The sequence below is a fragment of the Thermogladius calderae 1633 genome, assembly GCF_000264495.1.
Classification (GTDB): domain Archaea; phylum Thermoproteota; class Thermoprotei_A; order Sulfolobales; family Desulfurococcaceae; genus Thermogladius; species Thermogladius calderae.
This window is the reverse complement of the sequence record NC_017954.1, coordinates 17,531-35,332: the sequence shown is the minus strand read 5'-3', so window position 1 is coordinate 35,332 and position 17,802 is coordinate 17,531. Positions and strand designations below refer to the sequence as shown.

At 52.9% G+C, this 17,802-nt stretch carries 19 protein-coding genes; 12 read left to right on the top strand and 7 right to left on the bottom strand.

The features are described 5' to 3' along the window. Position 1: 1 nt before the first annotated feature. On the bottom strand, positions 2-265 hold the full coding sequence (locus TCELL_RS00205) for a hypothetical protein (protein WP_162097814.1): 264 nt from the start codon (positions 263-265) through the stop codon (positions 2-4). Between the two features lie 70 nt (positions 266-335). On the opposite strand from TCELL_RS00205, the gene eno reads away from it, so the two are divergent. Next, positions 336-1,652, top strand: coding sequence for a phosphopyruvate hydratase (gene eno, locus TCELL_RS00200; protein ID WP_048162769.1), 1,317 nt, complete (start codon positions 336-338; stop codon positions 1,650-1,652). A 10-nt stretch (positions 1,653-1,662) separates the two neighbouring features. On the opposite strand, the gene TCELL_RS00195 is transcribed toward eno, so the two are convergent. Beyond that, positions 1,663-1,908 (bottom strand): hypothetical protein, encoded by a 246-nt coding sequence (locus tag TCELL_RS00195; protein ID WP_157864665.1) that lies wholly within the window; start codon positions 1,906-1,908, stop codon positions 1,663-1,665. A gap of 218 nt (positions 1,909-2,126) precedes the next feature. On the opposite strand from TCELL_RS00195, the gene TCELL_RS00190 reads away from it, so the two are divergent. The 3 genes from TCELL_RS00190 to TCELL_RS00180 all read left to right on the top strand — a co-directional run bounded on the left by TCELL_RS00190 (position 2,127) and on the right by TCELL_RS00180 (position 4,897). After that, complete coding sequence (locus TCELL_RS00190; RefSeq protein ID WP_014736712.1) at positions 2,127-2,822, top strand: CdvA-like protein; 696 nt, start codon at positions 2,127-2,129, stop codon at positions 2,820-2,822. Between the two features lie 66 nt (positions 2,823-2,888). After that, complete coding sequence (locus TCELL_RS00185) at positions 2,889-3,710, top strand: Snf7 family protein (protein ID WP_238529021.1); 822 nt, start codon at positions 2,889-2,891, stop codon at positions 3,708-3,710. A gap of 32 nt (positions 3,711-3,742) precedes the next feature. Beyond that, the gene (locus TCELL_RS00180; RefSeq protein WP_048162763.1) at positions 3,743-4,897 is read left to right on the top strand and encodes an AAA family ATPase; all 1,155 of its coding nucleotides are present in this window, start codon (positions 3,743-3,745) and stop codon (positions 4,895-4,897) included. A 127-nt stretch (positions 4,898-5,024) separates the two neighbouring features. On the opposite strand, the gene TCELL_RS00175 is transcribed toward TCELL_RS00180, so the two are convergent. From TCELL_RS00175 to TCELL_RS00165, 3 genes are read right to left on the bottom strand one after another with little or no spacing between them, the layout of a single operon-like run. Next, positions 5,025-6,188 (bottom strand): OBG GTPase family GTP-binding protein, encoded by a 1,164-nt coding sequence (locus TCELL_RS00175; RefSeq protein WP_014736709.1) that lies wholly within the window; start codon positions 6,186-6,188, stop codon positions 5,025-5,027. After that, positions 6,189-6,884 carry a ribonuclease HII gene (gene rnhB, locus TCELL_RS00170; RefSeq protein ID WP_014736708.1) on the bottom strand — a complete coding sequence of 232 codons (696 nt, stop codon included), beginning with the start codon at positions 6,882-6,884 and terminating at the stop codon, positions 6,189-6,191. It lies immediately after the preceding gene. After that, positions 6,877-7,191: a hypothetical protein gene (locus tag TCELL_RS00165; protein WP_014736707.1), complete on the bottom strand. Its 315-nt coding sequence runs from the start codon at positions 7,189-7,191 to the stop codon at positions 6,877-6,879. The genes rnhB and TCELL_RS00165 overlap by 8 nt, the downstream gene beginning before the upstream one ends. 87 nt (positions 7,192-7,278) lie before the next feature. Between TCELL_RS00165 and glmM the strand changes: the two genes are divergently transcribed. From glmM to TCELL_RS00150, 3 genes are read left to right on the top strand one after another with little or no spacing between them, the layout of a single operon-like run. Continuing rightward, positions 7,279-8,655: a phosphoglucosamine mutase gene (gene glmM, locus TCELL_RS00160; RefSeq protein ID WP_014736706.1), complete on the top strand. Its 1,377-nt coding sequence runs from the start codon at positions 7,279-7,281 to the stop codon at positions 8,653-8,655. Next, positions 8,652-9,053, top strand: a complete 402-nt coding sequence (locus tag TCELL_RS00155; protein ID WP_014736705.1) for a Trm112 family protein — start codon at positions 8,652-8,654, stop codon at positions 9,051-9,053. The genes glmM and TCELL_RS00155 overlap by 4 nt, the downstream gene beginning before the upstream one ends. Positions 9,054-9,110: 57 nt before the next feature. After that, positions 9,111-9,506 (top strand): DUF2153 domain-containing protein, encoded by a 396-nt coding sequence (locus TCELL_RS00150; protein WP_048162761.1) that lies wholly within the window; start codon positions 9,111-9,113, stop codon positions 9,504-9,506. Between the two features lie 31 nt (positions 9,507-9,537). On the opposite strand, the gene TCELL_RS00145 is transcribed toward TCELL_RS00150, so the two are convergent. Next, complete coding sequence (locus TCELL_RS00145; protein ID WP_014736703.1) at positions 9,538-10,011, bottom strand: hypothetical protein; 474 nt, start codon at positions 10,009-10,011, stop codon at positions 9,538-9,540. Between the two features lie 136 nt (positions 10,012-10,147). Between TCELL_RS00145 and TCELL_RS00140 the strand changes: the two genes are divergently transcribed. The 5 genes from TCELL_RS00140 (at position 10,148) to TCELL_RS00120 (ending at position 16,545) form a co-directional block, all read left to right on the top strand. Then, complete coding sequence (locus TCELL_RS00140; protein ID WP_014736702.1) at positions 10,148-10,987, top strand: hypothetical protein; 840 nt, start codon at positions 10,148-10,150, stop codon at positions 10,985-10,987. Between the two features lie 73 nt (positions 10,988-11,060). Beyond that, positions 11,061-12,416, top strand: a complete 1,356-nt coding sequence (locus tag TCELL_RS00135; protein WP_014736701.1) for a RuvB-like helicase — start codon at positions 11,061-11,063, stop codon at positions 12,414-12,416. A gap of 6 nt (positions 12,417-12,422) precedes the next feature. After that, positions 12,423-13,577 (top strand): aminotransferase class V-fold PLP-dependent enzyme, encoded by a 1,155-nt coding sequence (locus TCELL_RS00130; protein ID WP_014736700.1) that lies wholly within the window; start codon positions 12,423-12,425, stop codon positions 13,575-13,577. Further along, the gene (locus tag TCELL_RS00125) at positions 13,570-14,448 is read left to right on the top strand and encodes an RIO1 family regulatory kinase/ATPase domain-containing protein (RefSeq protein WP_014736699.1); all 879 of its coding nucleotides are present in this window, start codon (positions 13,570-13,572) and stop codon (positions 14,446-14,448) included. Before TCELL_RS00130 ends, TCELL_RS00125 begins: the two co-directional genes overlap by 8 nt. A 96-nt stretch (positions 14,449-14,544) precedes the next feature. Continuing rightward, positions 14,545-16,545, top strand: coding sequence for a DUF460 domain-containing protein (locus TCELL_RS00120; RefSeq protein ID WP_014736698.1), 2,001 nt, complete (start codon positions 14,545-14,547; stop codon positions 16,543-16,545). On the opposite strand, the gene TCELL_RS00115 is transcribed toward TCELL_RS00120, so the two are convergent. Then, complete coding sequence (locus TCELL_RS00115) at positions 16,537-17,778, bottom strand: methionine adenosyltransferase (RefSeq protein ID WP_014736697.1); 1,242 nt, start codon at positions 17,776-17,778, stop codon at positions 16,537-16,539. The two genes, TCELL_RS00120 and TCELL_RS00115, sit on opposite strands and share 9 nt — an antisense overlap. Positions 17,779-17,802: the final 24 nt, after the last annotated feature.

Below are 17,802 nucleotides of genomic sequence, written 5' to 3'. Positions count from 1 at the left end.
ACTAACCCCTTAATGCTAGGATTAATGCTAAGTATAGGAGTAATGGAGTTAATAACAGTGATGCCAACCCTCGGGTCAGCTTAACCGATAACAAGTAGACCATGACTACAGCGAGGCCCACTAGGACGGGGAAGGCAACTTCCCCTCTCCTGGCCGACACCACGACAAGTGCTAGGTACAGGAGAGTAGACGGGTATGCCACGTAGATAGCCCTGTTCTTTATCTTCTCGTAGGAGTAAATGGTGAACAGGACGTAAGCTACCATTACTAGAGTTAAAGTTATTACTTCTAAGACCATAGCTGGAAACATAGCGTACTCCTCTGGGGTGAGTGTAGTGCACTTAGTTTACCACTCAGAGTATGACGAGGCGTTCCTAATAAAGAGTGTCAGGGGTAGGTGGGTCCTCGACAGCAGGGGGAACCCAACAGTCCAGGTGAAGGTTGTAACAGAGGGCCTTGGCGTAGGCGTGGGTTACGCGCCCAGCGGCGCGTCCACCGGGACACACGAGGCTCTCGAGCTAAGAGACGGCGGTAAGGAGTTCCACGGTAAAGGCGTTAAGAGAGCGGTCGAGAACGTCAACAAGATGATAGCCCCCGTGATCATAGGGATGGACTCTAGAAAACAGTACGAGATCGACATGAAGATGGTCGAGATCGACGGTACGAAGAACAAAGCGAGAATTGGCGGCAACGCTATAGTCGCTACCAGTATAGCGGTCGCGAAGGCGGCAGCTCACACCATGGAAGTACCCCTCTACCAGTACATTGGTGGTAAGCAGGCGAACGTACTCCCGGTCCCCATGCTCAACATAATAAACGGAGGAGTTCACGCCGGTAACAAACTCGACTTCCAGGAGTTCATGATCGTCCCCGCCGGGTTCACCAGCTTCAGTGACGCTCTTAGAGCGAGCGTTGAGGTATACCACGAGCTTAAGAACATACTGAAGAACAAGTTCGGGCCGTTGGCTATAAACGTGGGAGACGAGGGCGGTTTCGCGCCACCACTAGAGAGGACTAGAGACGCGCTAGACCTCTTAATAGAGGCCATAAAAGCAGCAGGCTACAGCCCAGGCGACCAGATCGCCCTGGCCCTCGACGTGGCGAGCTCTAGGCTGTTCAAGCAGGGCAAGGGCGTTTATGTTGTTGAGGGAGTCGAGCTCACGAGCGATAAGCTGCTAGAGTACTATGCTGGGCTGGTAAGCGACTACCCGATAGTCAGCATCGAGGACCCGTTCCACGAGGAGGATTTCGAGACGTTCGCGAGGTTTACGAGCGAGTTTGGCTCTAAGATCCTAATCGTCGGCGACGACCTGTTCGTGACAAACCCGGAAAGGCTCAGCAGGGGTATTGCTACAAGAGCCGCTAACGCCATATTAGTCAAAGTAAACCAAGTGGGTACACTGAGCGAGACATTCACGGTTGTGGACATGGCGAAGACTGCGGGCTACAGGACTATAATAAGCCACAGGAGTGGAGAGACCGAGGACACGACCATCTCCGATATCGCTGTTGGCGTAAGAGCCGGGCTTATAAAGACGGGAGCGCCAGCCAGAGGTGAAAGGACAGCCAAGTATAACAGGTTACTGGAGATAGAAGAAGAGGTCGAAAAGCCGGAATACCCGGGCTTCACTGTATTTCCGAGGAAGCCCTAGCTGTAAAAAATCATGGTAGGATTAGCCCTAGGACGATCAAGACAGCGGCTGTTACCACCATTAGTTTGAGGAACCCGCTCACGGTCATGTTTGGTAGTGCCTTGATTAGTCTCACGATTCCTACTACTAGCAGTGACAGTGCTATGACCAGTATTATTGCCAGCCCTACGAAGAACAGTACTGCCCCTACTCCTCCGGCTCCTGATAGCGCGTTAGCTACACCACTGAATACCTGGGACGCTACTCCTAGCCCCATGCCAATCCCCTCCATAGAGTCGGGTTGTTAGATTTAAAAAGAGGGAGGCTCTTACGCTATTTTGATGATGACGGTTAAAAGCGTGGGACGCCGAGCGGCGATGCCAGGCACCAGGCTTCTGAAGGGGCCTCGGGTTCTATTACCGCTCTAGCCCCCTTTCAGCCCGGTTGTTTATAACGGATCTCATAAGGATAACTGGTCGGTCGAGAGGTGTTAGTATGGAGATAACAGTGGACCAGATCGACGAGTACCTAGGTAAGCCGGTTGTAGACCCTTATGGTAGAAGGCTTGGTTACGTAATCGGTTTCTACAGTGACGCGGACGGTAAAGTGAAGTCGCTGGAGGTTAGCCTCGGCGATGTGGAGTTCAAGCAGGTAGACATAGAGAGGTTCAGGTTCGAGAACGGAAACATAGTCCTAGTACCTGAGTGGGAGTTCATGGCCGTTCAGCTCGAGAACAGGATTTTGAGGCTTAAGAAAAGGATAGCGGCACTTGAGGAGCTCAACGCTAGGAAGGACTTACCGAAACACGCCTACGACTCTTTCAAGAAGTCCCTTGACGAGAGCCTGATGAAGGTGAAGGAAGACGCCAAGAACGTGAAGGAAATGCTCAGAAAGAGGATACACGAGCTAGAGGACACGATACTCGAGCTAGAGAAGGCCATGACGAGTATCAAGGTGAGCTACCTCTCGGGTGAGATACCTGAGAAAGCCTACAAGGCCGCGAGCGAGCAGATCAGGAGACACCTAGAAAGTTGCGATATGGAGAAGGAGAGCGTCAAGCAACACTTGGACAAGATAGAGGCGTTAGAGAGCCAGCCCGTAGACCTCTCCATTAAGACGACCCCTGTTCCCCAACCCCAGCAACAGCCCTCTGGCCAGCCCATGCCAGTTGTAGTGATCGAGAGCGGCTAGTAATAACGGGATAAGACTCCGACGGTTTTTTAAAAGCCTTCCTAAAGCCATATCTTCAACGGCAGGGTGTTAAGCTTGTCCATGTCTAGTGCTGTGGCCCGGGGAGGCTTGCTGTCTAGGATAATATGGGCCTTGAAACCCAAAGACCCCACAACCAAAAATCTGTACGACGCCATAGTCATACTAGAGAGGATGATCAACAGCCTGGAGTCCTCGAAGAGGAGCCTTAAAGCTGTCGTAGACGAGCACGCGAAGAGGTCTAAGATGGCAGCCCAGGACGGGAAGACAGAGTTCCAAGCGATTTTCGACGAGGAAATAAAGCATATATCTAGTCTAATGGCCATATTCGAGAAGGTCACCTACGACCTCCTCAGGGTGAGGTATAGGCTTGAGACACTAACACTCGTCGAAGAGCCCATGAAGATGTTGCCAGAGGTCATAAGGGAGTTACAAGACTTAAGGCCCGAAGTAGAGAGGATAGCGCCCGAACTGACGACCATGCTCAACGAGGTCGAAAGGAAGGTCTCCAGTATAATAGCGGTTTCCAACCTGGGAACATCTACGCTAACCTTACCGTTACCTAAGAAGCAAGTTCAGGAGGTGCAAGCGGACGCGAAAACGGCCGCTCCCGCTCAGTTACCGCCTCTCCCACCCACGGAGACGCCTCTCCCAAGTAGGCAAGGTCGCGTAGAAAAAAGAGACGTGGCCGTGGAGGCGCCTGTCCCTACAAACGTTGTTGCTCAGTGGGTGCTCGACGAGTTGAGGGGTAGCGGCGGGATCTTAGACCTGTCCTCCTTTACGTCTAAGTTTAGGGTGAGCAAGGAAAAGGTCTTCGAAGCACTGAGGTACCTAGAGGAGAAGGGGATAATCAAGGTTAAGCGATATTAAGTTGACTCCCTTTTTCATCGGGGGTGGCCTCGATGGCCATGCACTACTTAGTCGAGAAAGGCACCGAGTACGCTAGGCTCGCGGTCGAGCTGGACAAGAAGGGGGAGTACGAGAAGGCTATAAAGTATTACAAGGCCGCTATCGAGCTCTTCTCCAAGTACTTATCGCTCTACCCGGACAACTCGCTTGCAGACTTCTACAAGGACTTGATCGCCAAGTACAAGCTTAGGATCGAGATACTGGAGAAGCACATGGAAAAGGCTAGCGCTGCTGGGGGCTCACCTGGAGACGTCTCTAAAGACGACGTAGAAATCTTGATGCCGGACAAGAGGAGTAACAAGAAGAAGTTCGACGACCTAGTCGACCTGGAAGACGTGAAGAAGGCCTTGAAGAGGGCTGTCATCTACCCTGTAAAGACGCCACACCTGTACCCGCTTGGGTGGCCTAAAGGCATACTCCTATTCGGCCCCCCTGGCTGTGGGAAGACCGAGATATCCATTGCGCTAGCCAACGAGATAAACGCGGCGCTCATAAACGTGAGCCCTGCGACAATCATGAGCAAGTGGCTCGGAGAGTCGGAGAAGAACGTAGCTAAGGTATTCAATAAGGCTAGGGAGATCGCCTCTAGCGGTACCCCGGTTATCATCTTCATCGACGAAGTAGACGGTCTGTTCCAAGAGTACAGCGACGAGGTCGGCGGCGAGAAGAGGATGCGGAACCAGTTCTTGATGGAGATGGACGGTTTAAAGGAGAAAGAAAACAGTAAGCTACCCCTGTTTGTGATTGGTGCCACGAACAAGCCGTGGAAACTCGACATAGGCTTCATCAGGAGGTTCGAGAAGAGGGTATACGTCCCGCCGCCGGATAGGGAAGTCAGGAAGGCACTCTTCAAGTACTATATCGACAAGCTCTCTAGCGTTTACAAAGCCGACGAGCTGGACTTAGACAAGCTGGCCGAAATGACCGAGGGATACAGCTCCGCTGATATTGCCTCTATCGTGAAAGAGGTTCAGAACAACATCGCGGAGGAGCTGAACGAGAGACAAGACGGGAAGGCCTCGGGCAGTGTCGAGAGGAGGCTCACTATGGAGGACTTCGTGCAGGTGATCAACAGAAGGAAGCCAAGCATATCGCCGAAGATGATCGAGGCCTACAAGATATGGTATGAGCAACACGGAGCCACGTGAGCTTAGTTCATAAACCCCCTTGCAGAGAATTATTGGTGAGGCGATGAAGCGAGTCATGCCTCTTGAGCTCGTGATCGGCTCAGGGGTAGACGAGCCGATGACCCAGGACAGCGCAACGTCTCCGATATCAGTCTTTGAGGTGGATCTCGACCACGTCCTTGTCCATTAATACGTGGTCGAGCCCGACTTTCTCGCCGGGGTACTTAGATGAGGGACCCCATATTCTGGCGTAGTGGAAGTTCTTAACAAAGTCCTCGTGGACACGCCTGGCGACGTCTAGTACTGTCGCCCCTCTCTTGAGGATGAGCGGTTTATTCGAGACCCCTCCATGAGGAGACTTTGTGTAGACGCGGATTATCTCTAGCTCCCTGAAGATCAGCTCGCCCAGCTTGTCGAGGCCCTCACCGGTCAGTGCTGACACCCCTACGACTACGCCTGGAACGCCGGCCTTGCTCACCAGCTCCTGGACGACTGCATTACCGCCGAGATCGATCTTGTTAACCACGGTGACCGAGGGCTTATATAGGACGTTTCCGAAGATCGCGTGCTCGACGTCGTCAAGGCTTACGCTACCCATGATCTTGACGTGTGCGTTGTAGATGTTGTAGGACGCCAGGAGTTTCTTTACGTCCTCGACGGTGGCGTTAACTAGTTCGCCCATCATGGTCACCCTTATACCTACTTTCCCGGTCTTGAACCTCTCGATCTCCACCCTCCCCCTAGGCCTCGAAAGGAGTATCCCAGCCGACTCCAGCTCCTTTCTCAACGTCAGGTAGTCGCCTACGACGTCCCTAGTAGCGTCTAGAACCAGTAGGATCAAGTCAGCGTTTCGGCAGAGGCCCATGACCTTGGTGTTGTACGGGCCTTTACCCGGTAATACCGGTGGGGTATCGACCAGCTGGAAGTATATGTCTTCGTACCTCAACATGCCTACCTGGGGGAACGTTGTAGAGAAGGGTACTTCGGAGACTCTTGTTCTAGCACCTGTCAGTTTGTGGACTAAAAGGCTCTTACCTGAGTTAGGCAGCCCAACGAGTACTACCTGGGCAGCCCCCTCCTTCTCTACGAGGAAGCTTACCCCCCGCCTGGTCGCCTTTCTCTTCCTCTCCTCGAGCTCGTCTCTCAGCTCGGCCAGTCTTTTAGTAGCCCACTCCCTTAGGTTCTCGGTCCCCTTGTGCTTAGGAACAGCGGACAGGAACTCTTCGAGGGCTTTGATCTTTTCCTCTAGGGTTCTAGCCTCGAGTACTTTCAGCCACTTGGCCTTGGCCTCGGCTGGGAGGTTCGTCACCATCTAGGCCTCACCCCTCTTAACGTAGTCGAGGAGGCTTCTAGCACTCTTCTTCCACCATGAGGGGGCGAGCCTCTCCAAGTTCCTCCACTTCCTTCTCACTATGAGCGGTGGCGGGCTTACCTTAGAGTACTCGGTCACCCACTTAACCGTCTTCGGGTCAGCGGAGTAACCTGAACCGTAATCGCCGAAGAGGACTCTACCGGGCTGGATACTCTCGTCTCTAAGCGTTTTGGCTATTATGCTCGCCAGGGAGACCGCCGGGTACTTTGAGTCGGCCTCCGGCTCCATGACAAATACCACTAGCTTGTCCCCGTAGAGCTCCATGGAAAAACGCCTCAGCTTGGACTCCGCGCCTTTTATCTCGTCGACATAGATCTCGACCTCCCCGCCTCTCCACGCCAACTCGCGGACCAGGAGAAGTACTCTCTTGGCGGCTTCCAACGTAGCCGTGTTTAAGTTCTTCGAATCTATTTCGGCGGCGTGGACGTAGATCGAGACGAAAGACACCGGAACTTCGCTTAAGACCGCGGCCCTCGCCTTGGACCTTGCTCCAGGAGACAAGGTCTTGCTATCCCTGACACCGAGCTGCTCGAGTCTACTTATCACACTACTAGACACGGCTACGCCGGTAACGACCATGTCCCCGATTAAGGGTCCTCTACCCGCCTCGTCTATCCCTATGACGAGTCTATGCATTGTCAAGACAGATATTGACCTCTTCTACACCACTTGATTTAACGAGCTCGGTGTAGCCTGTGAATTTAAATGAACAATCGCAGTTTAAAACGAGTTCCGGTGGGTACATTACGTAGAGCTTGAGCATGTTCTCCTCGCTAAAATCGCCAACTTTCACCAGCACGACCTCCTCGTCTATACTTCGCGTCAACCCCCTAACAAGCCTCTCGACGCCCCTAGTATACATGAGTACTTTCCTAGCGCTCTTGTACCTCTTTATCTCGGCTAGGTCGCCGCAACCCTGCGACGCTAGCACTACCACGTACATCGGGGACTCCTAGCCTAGGGTTCTATCAGAGTTTATTAAAATACTTGGTAACACCTCTTATTAGTGGTTGAACATTAGGTGTAGGTCTTGGGCAGGTACTTCGGTACAGATGGGATTAGAGGCGTAGTCAACGAGACGTTAACACCCGAGTTCGTCTTGAAGATGGCCCAGGCTATCGGCAGCTACTTTGGAGAGGGGTCTAGAGTCGTCATCGGCAGGGACTCTAGGGCTGGAGGCGACATGATCAAGAGTATTGTGATAGGGGGTCTGTTGTCTGCGGGCGTTAAAGTATACGACGCCGCTTACACTCCGACACCAGCGCTCCAGTACTGTGTTAAAAAAGAGGGTTTTGACGGCGGCGTGATGATCACAGCTAGCCACAACCCACCGGAGTACAACGGGATAAAAGTGATCGGGCCGGACGGCGTCGAGATACCCAGGGAACACGAAGACGAAATCGAAGAAATCTACCTGAGTAGCAAGTTCAGGGTCTCTAGCTGGAGGAGCGTTGTGAACGACGTTGTTGAGTTCAGGGTGTGTAACGACATATACGTGGATGGTGTCGTCAAACTCGTTGACAGAGACCTCATAGCAAAGGCGGGTTTCAAAATCGTCGTAGACCCCGTCAACAGCGTTGGCGCCTTGACTACCCCCAAGATCGCTATGAAGCTCGGCGTCAAGGCCGTGGTCGTAAACGGCACGCTAGACCCCCTCTTCCCTGCCAGGAACCCGGAGCCCACGCCTGAGACGCTCGTGGAGACTGCGAAGCTGGTAAAGGACTACGGGGCCGTAGCAGGGTTTGCACACGACGCCGACGCGGACAGGGTCATAGTAATAGGCGAAAACGGGGTGGTGCAGTGGGGGGACAGGACGGCCACGCTCTTAGCCTACTACCTGAAGAAGGAGCGGGGCGAGAAGGGGTCTAAGGTCTTCACGGCGGTCTCTAGTAGTACCATGATCGAAGACGTGCTTAGGCCCCTGGGCGTCAGTGTGGTGTGGTTGAAGGTTGGGAGTGTCGACATAGCCCACGAGATGAAGAAGCACCAGGACGTGTTGTGCGGGTTCGAGGAGAACGGCGGGTTCATGTACCCCCCGCACCAGTACGTTAGGGACGGTGGGATGACTATGGCGTTGTTCCTCGAGATGCTCGCGAGGCTCAGGGCTAAACCTAGCGAGCTGTACGGCATGCTTCCCAAGGTCTACGTCTTGAAGAAAAAGTACAGTATGGACAGAGAGACTGCTCTGAAAGTAGTTGAAAGGGTGAAGGAGGAGTTCAAGAACGAGAGGCAGATAACCGTAGACGGCGTCAAGGTGATTAGCAGAGGCTACTGGGTTCTCGTCCGTCCAAGCGGCACAGAGCCCCTCCTCAGAGTAATGCTCGAGGCGGAAAGCGAGAGTAAAGCTAGGGAGATAGTTGAGAGGATAGAGAAGATCATCGGCGAGGTAGCGGGCGAGAGAACATGATGCGTTACTGGGGCGTAGACTTTATACGGTGCGTCGAGTGTAAACACCACCCTCTCCAGCTAGTGGTAATAGAGACGGAGGAGCAAGACGTCGACACCACGGGGCTGGAGTTCCCTATATGCCGTAATTACTGTGCCTACTTGAACAAGCCCGTAGTCAAAGGAGAGCAGTACCCGTGCGACAAGTGTTTAAGAGTAGGCATCAAGACGGGCGTTCTTTACTGTCCTAGCTGTGGCAGGTGGTACCCGATCAAGAACGGTATAGTCTACTTGTTGCCGGACAAGAAGAGGAAGGCCGAGTCAGACCTCAAATTCCTGGAGACCTATAGAGACAAGCTCCCCAGCCACGTAGTCTACGAGGGGAAGCCGTTCAATTTGTCCAAGACAAGTGGGGGCTAGAGCTTATTAGGGTAGCTACCTATTACACCTTAACAATCAACTTGGATGTGGGCTGTAATGGGGGACATCTTCGCAAACCTAGAGGCATGGGTTAAGAGGCAACAGGAGGTCAAGGAGGGGTTCAAGAAGGCTGAGGTGGACTACAGAGAGGCCGATAGACTCGCCCTTATACTGCTGTCTAGAATGGCCTTCCAGCACATGATGAGGACTATAGAGGCCTTCGACCAGTGGTTGAAAGACCCGGCTATCACAGCACACATGCCGAGGGAGATGCTGGTGGACCTGTGGGAGAAGTTGAGGGTACTACTCTACGGCCTCATAGACCTCGACATAGAGCACACGAGCAGGTACAACGAGTTCTTGAAGAAACTGTCGGCGGAGGGTAAACTAAACCCGCTGCTGTTCTACGAGAAAGGCGAGAAGGAGCCCAAGAGGGTACAGCTCCAAATATAGCGTTCTTGAAACAGAGGTCTAGAGCTCTCGGTTACGCTTTGGACGCCCTTCTCTTGACCTTAATCTCGACTTCCGTATCAATTGGGGCGATTCTGGTCTTAAGCTCGTTGACGAGTTTCTCTATGGCCTCCTTGTCGTTCTTAAGGGACGTCTCGAGGTGTTTCCCTAAGAACTCCCTGCCTAGGCTGCTCACAGACAGTTTCTTCTTCTCGTTCACCTCTAGTAAGCCGAGGTACTTGAGAACTGAGAGGTCGCTTGACACGTCCTTACTCGTTGGGGTCTGCCCTATGACGACGAAGTTGTAGCCGAGGTCGTACCCGTTTTGTCGCATGTAGTAGAGGAGGTGTATCAGTGCTTTTTCGCTTATGTCCTTGAATTGGGAGGTAATGTATAGGAGCTTTATCAGTCTAGGGTTCTTCTCGACGTCGCTCAAGGACACGACATGCCTTGTAACGATCTTTAGCTCCTTGCTCTTGGAGGTTTGTGGTTGTTGCGGTTTAGACACTCGCCACACCCGCCTTGTACCTATTACGTTATCACGCCCTATAAAATTGAGTCGCAACATTTCGTCAGCGAAGTATTTGAGCCGATTCGTCATCTCTAATAGTCTGGGCAGAGAAGTAGTTGCGTGATGGTCAGGTTTGAGAGAGCTTAGAGGAGAGCTGGAAAGACTAGACGTGACCCGGACCCTAGATATCGTAGCGGCGAAAAACCCTAGTCTCAGAAGTGAGGTCGACAGAGTCAAGGAAGTTTATGATAGGCTTAGTAGACTCCAACTATACGGTTTGAACCAGGAGGTAGTTCTCGGGGTCTACCTCCTCCTCTACAGGGTGATGCAATTAGCCTACGCTGTCGAGAGGGGTTTCGATAGCGTAGCTATAGCGTCCCTGTTGAGGGACCTTGGGAACACCCTGGAGGAGACGTATGCTCGCGCTCTCAGGAGTAGTAGGTTGCAGAGATTACAACTCGCCGCCCCCGTTATGCTGTCTTCGATAGCGTTTCTCCTATGCTACACGAGTTCCGGTCTACTCGTCACGCTACTCTCGTTTGTACTGGGGGCTATTGCAGTACCCCTCTTCGCTTTCTCCGCAACGTCTTCATACCTGTTGGACATACTAGCAGGGCTATTGGGCCTTTCTACCTCGTTTGAACAAGGGTACGACCCCCTCACGATCACGCTGTACACCTTGATCGTGGTCACCAACGCTACATACCTAGTACTATTCGAGGCAGCCAAGTCCGGAGGAAGCGCTTACGCAAGGCTTGTCTCCAGCTACGTGCTCGAAAAGGCGGATCTATTCTTCGTAGACGTCGGTATCGTGGAGGTCGACGAGGAGGTCTTAAAGCTGTTCGCAAGAAACTACGGAGAGATAGGCAAGGACCTACTGGTCTACAAGATCAACGCGTTAAAGGCCACAGGGCTCTCGAGTGACGAGATAACGAGGAGGATTAGGGCCCTACTCGATAGATACAAGGAATAAAACGACCACTCCTAATTATAGAGAGTATTGATTATAGGTTTTGAGCTACCCAGTGTGAAAGGTGGTGTAAGCAATGCCAGAGATCAAAGTGGAGACTATCAGGAGGAGGGCGAGGATCAGCACCCACAGCCACATAAGGGGGCTGGGACTAGACGAGAAGGGCAGGGCCTTACCTGTCGCGGACGGGTTAGTGGGGCAGAGAGAAGCTAGGGAGGCGGCCGGTATAATAGTACAAATAATAAAGTCAGGCAGGATGAGTGGCAGGGGCATCCTCTTCGTCGGCCCCCCTGGTACCGGCAAGACGGCGCTGGCCATCGCGATCGCGAGAGAGCTCGGTGAAGACACACCGTTCGTCATAATGAGCGGCAGCGAGATTTACAGTAGTGAGAAGAAAAAGACAGAAATACTCATGGAGGCCCTACGCAGGTCTCTGGGTGTCAGGATAAGGGAGAGAAGGCTTGTCTACGAAGGTGTTGTCAAGGACGTCAAAGTCAAGAGAGTAAGGCATCCCCTGGCACCTTACCTCACCATACCCCGTGAAGCGCGCATAGTGCTAGCTACGAAGGACGAGGAAGTACCGCTGACGGTCGGCGAGGAGATTACCGAGCAGATAATCGAGATGGGGATTAGGAGGGGTGACGTCATATGGATCGACGCTGAGACGGGCAAGGTCTTTAGGGAGGGCAAGGCGAAGGACTTCGCCGAGGTGAAGACGTACGACGTGGAGACCAAGAGGCTTGTCGAGATACCTCGCGGCCCGGTCAAGAAGGAGAAAGAGATTGTCAGAACCCTCACGCTGCACGAGCTGGACACGATCGTTGCCTCCCAGAGAGCGTTAATAAGCTTCTTCGGTTTTGCCTTCGAGAAGGAGATACCGCCGGAGGTCAGGAAAGAGGTCGACGAGACTGTCAGGAAGTGGATCGAGAGCAATAAGGGCGAGATAGTCCCCGGAGTCTTGTTCATAGACGATGCCCACATGCTTGATATCGAGGCTTTCAGCTTCTTGACGAGGGCGATGGAGAGCGAGTTTTCCCCCTTGATCATCCTAGCGACCAATAGGGGGATGGCCAAGATAAGGGGTACGGACATCGAGTCACCGCACGGTATCCCCCTAGACCTACTTGACAGGTTGCTGATAATACCAACGAGACCTTACACCTCTGAAGAGATGAGGGAGATAATCAAGATCAGAGCCGAGGAGGAGGACATCAAGCTGAGCGACGAAGCTCTAGAGGAGCTGGTCAAGCTCGCGACCGAGACGAGCTTGAGGTACGCTGTTCAGCTTCTGGAGCCCGCCTACATAATAGCCGGCGAGAACGGTAGAGAGCAGGTGGGGGTCGAAGAGGTGAGGAGGGCGAGGCAGCTATTCATAGACTTGTCGGCCAGCGTTAAGTACTTGAAAGAGTTCGAGTCCAAGTTCTTAAAGTGAGAGTTGATGACGGCTCTCGAGAAGAACAGAGTAGCCGGTCTACTGAGGGATCTCTACGTCCTAAGCAGCAAGACCCCTAGACACGAGTTGTCTATACTCGGCTCGATGACCACTCCACCAGACCCCTTAGCACTTTACGCTTTCAGTGTTTTCTCGCACACGAACCTGGCAGATATCGAGCTCTTCCCGCCACTCAAAGACATGTACAGAGACGTCCTCGAGTTCACAGCTACTTTGTATGGGTCTAGAAAGGGGTACGTCACGGCAGGCGCCACCGAGTCCAATATAGTGGCGCTCTTAGTCGCCAGGGAAGTCCACGGGAGGGAGAGTAGTGTTGTTCTAGCACCCGACACCGTCCACTTGTCCGTAGAGAAGGGTTGCTGGCTGTTAGGCTGTAAACTCGTGAAAGTCCCGACAGGTAATAAACCAGTCGACCCGGGGTTGCTCGAGGACTACGTTCGAGCTCACAGGCCTTTCGCGATTGTCGTGACAGCAGGTACCACAGAGCTCGGTCTAGTGGACCCGTTGAGAGAGGTCGCCAGAATAGCTTCAGAGTACGGTATTTACCTCCACGTGGACGCAGCTTACGGAGGCTTGATCGTCCCGTTCCTGTACGAGGAGGGGCTTCTTAGAGACAACGTCTACTTCTACCCAGGTGTCTCGAGCATCGCGGTGGACTTCCACAAGTTCGCGGCAGCCCCTCCACCAGCCGGGCTCATACTGTTCTCTAGCGACGAATACCTGGATAAGAGCTGCATCGAGTACTCCTACACGCTCTCGGGGAGAACGTGCGGTATACTGGGCACTAGACCCGGGGGTAGTCTAGCAGGCATCTGGGCTGTCGTCAAAGCGGTAGGAGCAGCACGTCTAAGGGAGAGGGCGCTATGGGCGTATAGAGTGGCCGCAGACCTCTACGAAAGGATTAGTTCACTACGCGGATTCGAGGTTGTCAAGCCTCAAACCACCATTGTGGCTTTCAGGCATAGGAGGGTGGACAGCCTGGCTCTCCTCAGGTACCTGGCCGAGAGAGGCCTGTTTGTCTACAAGGCGCCTAGTATTCGCGGGTTGAGAGTCGTAGTAATGCCCCACTTCAACGAGCATTTGATCGGTAGGTTCCTGGACGCCCTAGACGAAGTAGCGAGGAATACTCCTGATGCCTAATCTCGGCCTCATCTATAGATCGCTGAACGAGGACGACTTCAAGGTTCTCAGGGCGATGGAGAGGCTTTCAAAGAGGCGGGATTTTATCCCGCTAGAAGACATCGTCAGGGAGACCAGGATATACGAGGAGAAAGCCTCGTTGGTGCTACACAAGCTCCACAAACTCAAACTAGTAAAGTCGGCTTTGACGGGGCCCTCCAGGTCTTTTAGGCTGACGTACTTGGCCCTCGATATGCTAGCGTTGAAGAGTCTCGTTGACCAGAACATCGTATCCGCCATAGGCGATAAGGTGGGCGTCGGTAAGGAGAGCGACCTGTACAAAGCCATGTCACCCAGCGGGGAAGCACTGATTATAAAGTTCTTGAGGATCGGCCGCTCCAGCTTTAGGAGGACGAGACTTCTGAGGAGCTGGGCCCAGTCGCCGACAACTACATGGTTCGAGCAGTCCAAGGCCGCGGCCGAGAGAGAGTACAAGGCGTTGGTCGACCTCTATAGCAATAAGGCGAACGTACCTAGGCCCTACGGGTTCAACAGACACGCGACAGTAATGGAGTTCATCGACGGCGTCGAGCTGTACCGCAGGCCGACACTTAGAGACCCGTGGAAGGTCTTAGAGCAGATCTTCGAGACGCTGAGGATAGCCTACTCGAAAGTAGGCATTGTCCACGGGGATCTGAGCGAGTACAACATAATCGTGTCAAAAAATGACGAGAGGCCCTACATCATCGACTGGCCACAATTCGTGTACAAGGAGGAGCCCAACGCTCTTCCCCTACTCAGCAGGGATGTCAAGTACATCCTACGGTTCTTCGGTAAAGTATACGGTGTCGGCGGGGACCCAGGCGAAGTCGTTAAGTATATCACGTCCTAATTACGAGGGGGAGGGGCACGAGGCTTCGAGAATTATTAAATAAGGTGTGAAATACTTGCATGTTTGTTGGCTGACAGTGCGCCAAGGGCTGGCATTTTGTCCCAGTTCGAGGGTCCAATTAACAAAGGCTCGGAGGACGTTTGTGTAATAGGCGTGGACATCCAGCCAGGTCACTCACCCTCGTCCACTCAGGTGGCTAAGTACTCTGTTGTCGTTCTGAGAAATAACGAGGTTAAACAGGAACTGAGAGACGCGACTCTAGGTAAGATAATTAGGCTTGCTTGGGAGTGCGATAAGGCGATCGTCGCCGTCGACAACATCTACGAGCTTGCGCCCGATAAAAAGAGTCTGCTGAAGCTCTTCGAGATGTTTCCGGAGTCCACAGAGATAGTTCAGGTCACGGCAGGGGTAGAAGGATTCAGGAGCCTCGAGGAGATCAAGAGGAGTATAGGCTTAGATAGTCTGAACACGTCAGACCCGCTGTCCTCGGCTCGCATAATAGCGTGTGCCGCGAGTAGAGGCGTGGGTCTTAGGATCGGGAGGCGAGTCACTAAGACGAAAATTGTTGTTACGCGAGGTAGAAGTGTAAGTCACGGAGGTATGAGCCTGAACAGGTATCTGAGGAGTATTAGGGCCGGGATACTCTCGGTCACAAAAGACATAAAGAAGGTGCTAGACGAGAAAGGGTTAGACTACGACCTCTATATCAGGAGGAGTAAAGGGGGTCTAGAGAGGAGCGTCTTCATAGTCTACGCCCCGCGCGATGAGTTGTACGGGCTGGTGAGACCTATTAAGAGCAAGGGGGTGAAAGTAGTAGTAAAACCCCTAGCAGACATCTTCGTCGGGGAAGAGGACAAAGAAACCCCGCTCAGGCCCGTAATCGTTGGAATAGACCCAGGCATGACCACGGGCTTAGCCATTATAGACCTCGACGGTAGGGTTCTACACGCCTCGTCCTACAGGGGTATAGACAGGTCTGCTATAGTAAACATCATATCTGAGTATGGTATACCTGTTGTGATCACCAGCGACGTCAATAGCCCGCCAGACCTCGTCGAGAAGATCGCGGCCCAGACAGGCTCAGTCCTCATATCGCCCCCGAGGGATCTGGAGGCGAGCGAAAAACAAAGGCTACTCGAGAAAGCCGTCAGCCTGAACAAGAACCTGGAGCTAAAAGACTCTCATGTCAAAGACGCGGTGGCAGCGGCCTACAAGGCGTTGAACATGATCTCGGAAAAGCTTCTGGTTGTCAGGAGGTACGCGAGACACTACAGACTTAAAAACAGCCTGCCCTTCATACTGAGGGAAATCCTGAAGGGAAGACCTGTAAACGAGGTGGTGGAAAAGTATATCGAGATAGAGCTCAAGAAATCCACGACACCCACTAAGCCAGTAGCTCTCACCGAGCGACCAGGAACACAGGAGTCAAGCGACACTCTAGCGTTAAAACAGAGGCTCGTGGAGCTGGAGGCTCTAGTCAAGCACCTGGAGAACAAGCTAGCAGAGAAAGAGGAGGCTCTAAGAAACCTCGAGCTCGAAATAAAGCTCTTAAGCGGTAAAAAGCTGGACGAGGAGTGCGAGAGAAGAATCTACATGCTAACAAACGAAATCGGCGAGCTCAGGAAGAGCGTGGAGGACAAGGAGAGGAGGATCAACGAACTGGTCGAAACTTTGAACAGGTTGTCTAAAGCCCTCAAGGAAGTATCCGAGGGTAATTTGTTGGTTGTCCCAAGGTTTAAGAAACTCCCCGACGCGCTAAAGGTTACTCCACCACAGCCCGTCGTCTTCGTGGACGAGGTTGGGGTATTGGATGATGAGACTCTCAAGTACTTGAAGTCGAATAAGATCGTTGTATTGACCCGTAAGAAGGGCATTGGCTACACGCCGGCAGCAGTCATAGAGTACAGTCCTGTCGTGGAATTTAACGAGGTCGTTATAGTCGAGAAGAGAGTTATCAGCGAAGGCCAGAAGATTTGGAGTGACATCGAGAAACAGGAGAGAGAGGACGAGCTTAATCGCGTGCTCAAACTAATTGAGGAGTATCAAACCGAGCGCATGAAAAAACTCGGTGTCAAGCGCTTCGACAGGTCAATATAGTGAAACTTTACCCTCGAGTATCAACCTGGTGACGTCCCTGATGTTGTCTAGCTCGTTGTTAACTACACCCTCGATCTCGCTGACTACATGGGAGGGCAGGTCGGTCTTAGAGAAGTCTAGCGGGATCATCTTAACGCTGACTACTTGGGGTCTGTCTATGGGCTTACCTATCTGACTCAAGATCTCGACGTAGACGTCTTTCACGTACTCACTAGACACCTCGTAGATCTTCTTTGCTAGGAGCTCCGCCAACACGTTGTATATCTTGCCGACGTGGTTAACCGGGTTCTTACCAGCCGTAGCCTCCAAGCTGATAGGCCTCATAGGCGTTATCAGCCCGTTAGCCCTATTGCCCCGTCCCGTTGCCCCGTCGTCACCGTGCTCAGCGCTAGTCCCCGTGACTGTTAGGTACACTACGCCTTTTTCGGGCATGTCTGCTGTGTTGACGTGTACCTCCACATTGTAATCTGGCATGACTTTCGAGGCGAGGTTCAAGACGTCCTCGACTACCTGCTGTTTGTAGTTCAAGTACTCGCCCACGTCCTTGACCTGGCTGTCGATGAACGCGACGGCTATAGTCAGCCTCACCTTCTTGTCCACCCTTAGACCCATTACCTTGATGTCCTCTCCCACCGCTGGGAGCTTCTTCTTGTAATCGCGTGAGTTGAGAAGCCTCTCGGTCTCGCGGACTAACTGCTCTAGTGGTGTAAGCGGGTAGAAGCCGACCCCGATACTGGTGTCGTTGGCCAGGGGTATACTCCGTGTACCCGCCTCGAACACTGCGACAAGGTCGGCGCTCCCCTTCCTGACCATGTAGTCTACTACTACGTGTGAGTCCGGGTCTAGATACCTCATGTTCTCTCTGATCCAGTCCCTCACCGCCTTGACGATGATACTGCCAAACGGCACTCTCTCGACGCCGCTCTCAGTTCTAACCTCTGTAGTAGCTCTACCAGCCACGATAATGTAAATAGGTTCGATCACCTCGCCTCCACCGAAACGGGGGTTGGCCTGACCGCCCACAAGCAGTGTTTTGTCGAGGTTGTGGTGTAGTATCGTCCCGAACTCCTTTAAGTAGTACTGGCAGAGAGCCCTCGAGGCAACTTCGCTAGCCGAGTCTGCTATATAGTCGGGGTGCCCCAACCCCTTCCTTTCAACAAGTTCTACACGCATGTCTCTAACGCTTTGAAATTTTATCGGTTCAACGACTATGTTTCTCGCCACTTTGATCACCAATAGCCCAGGTTGTTTCCTTAA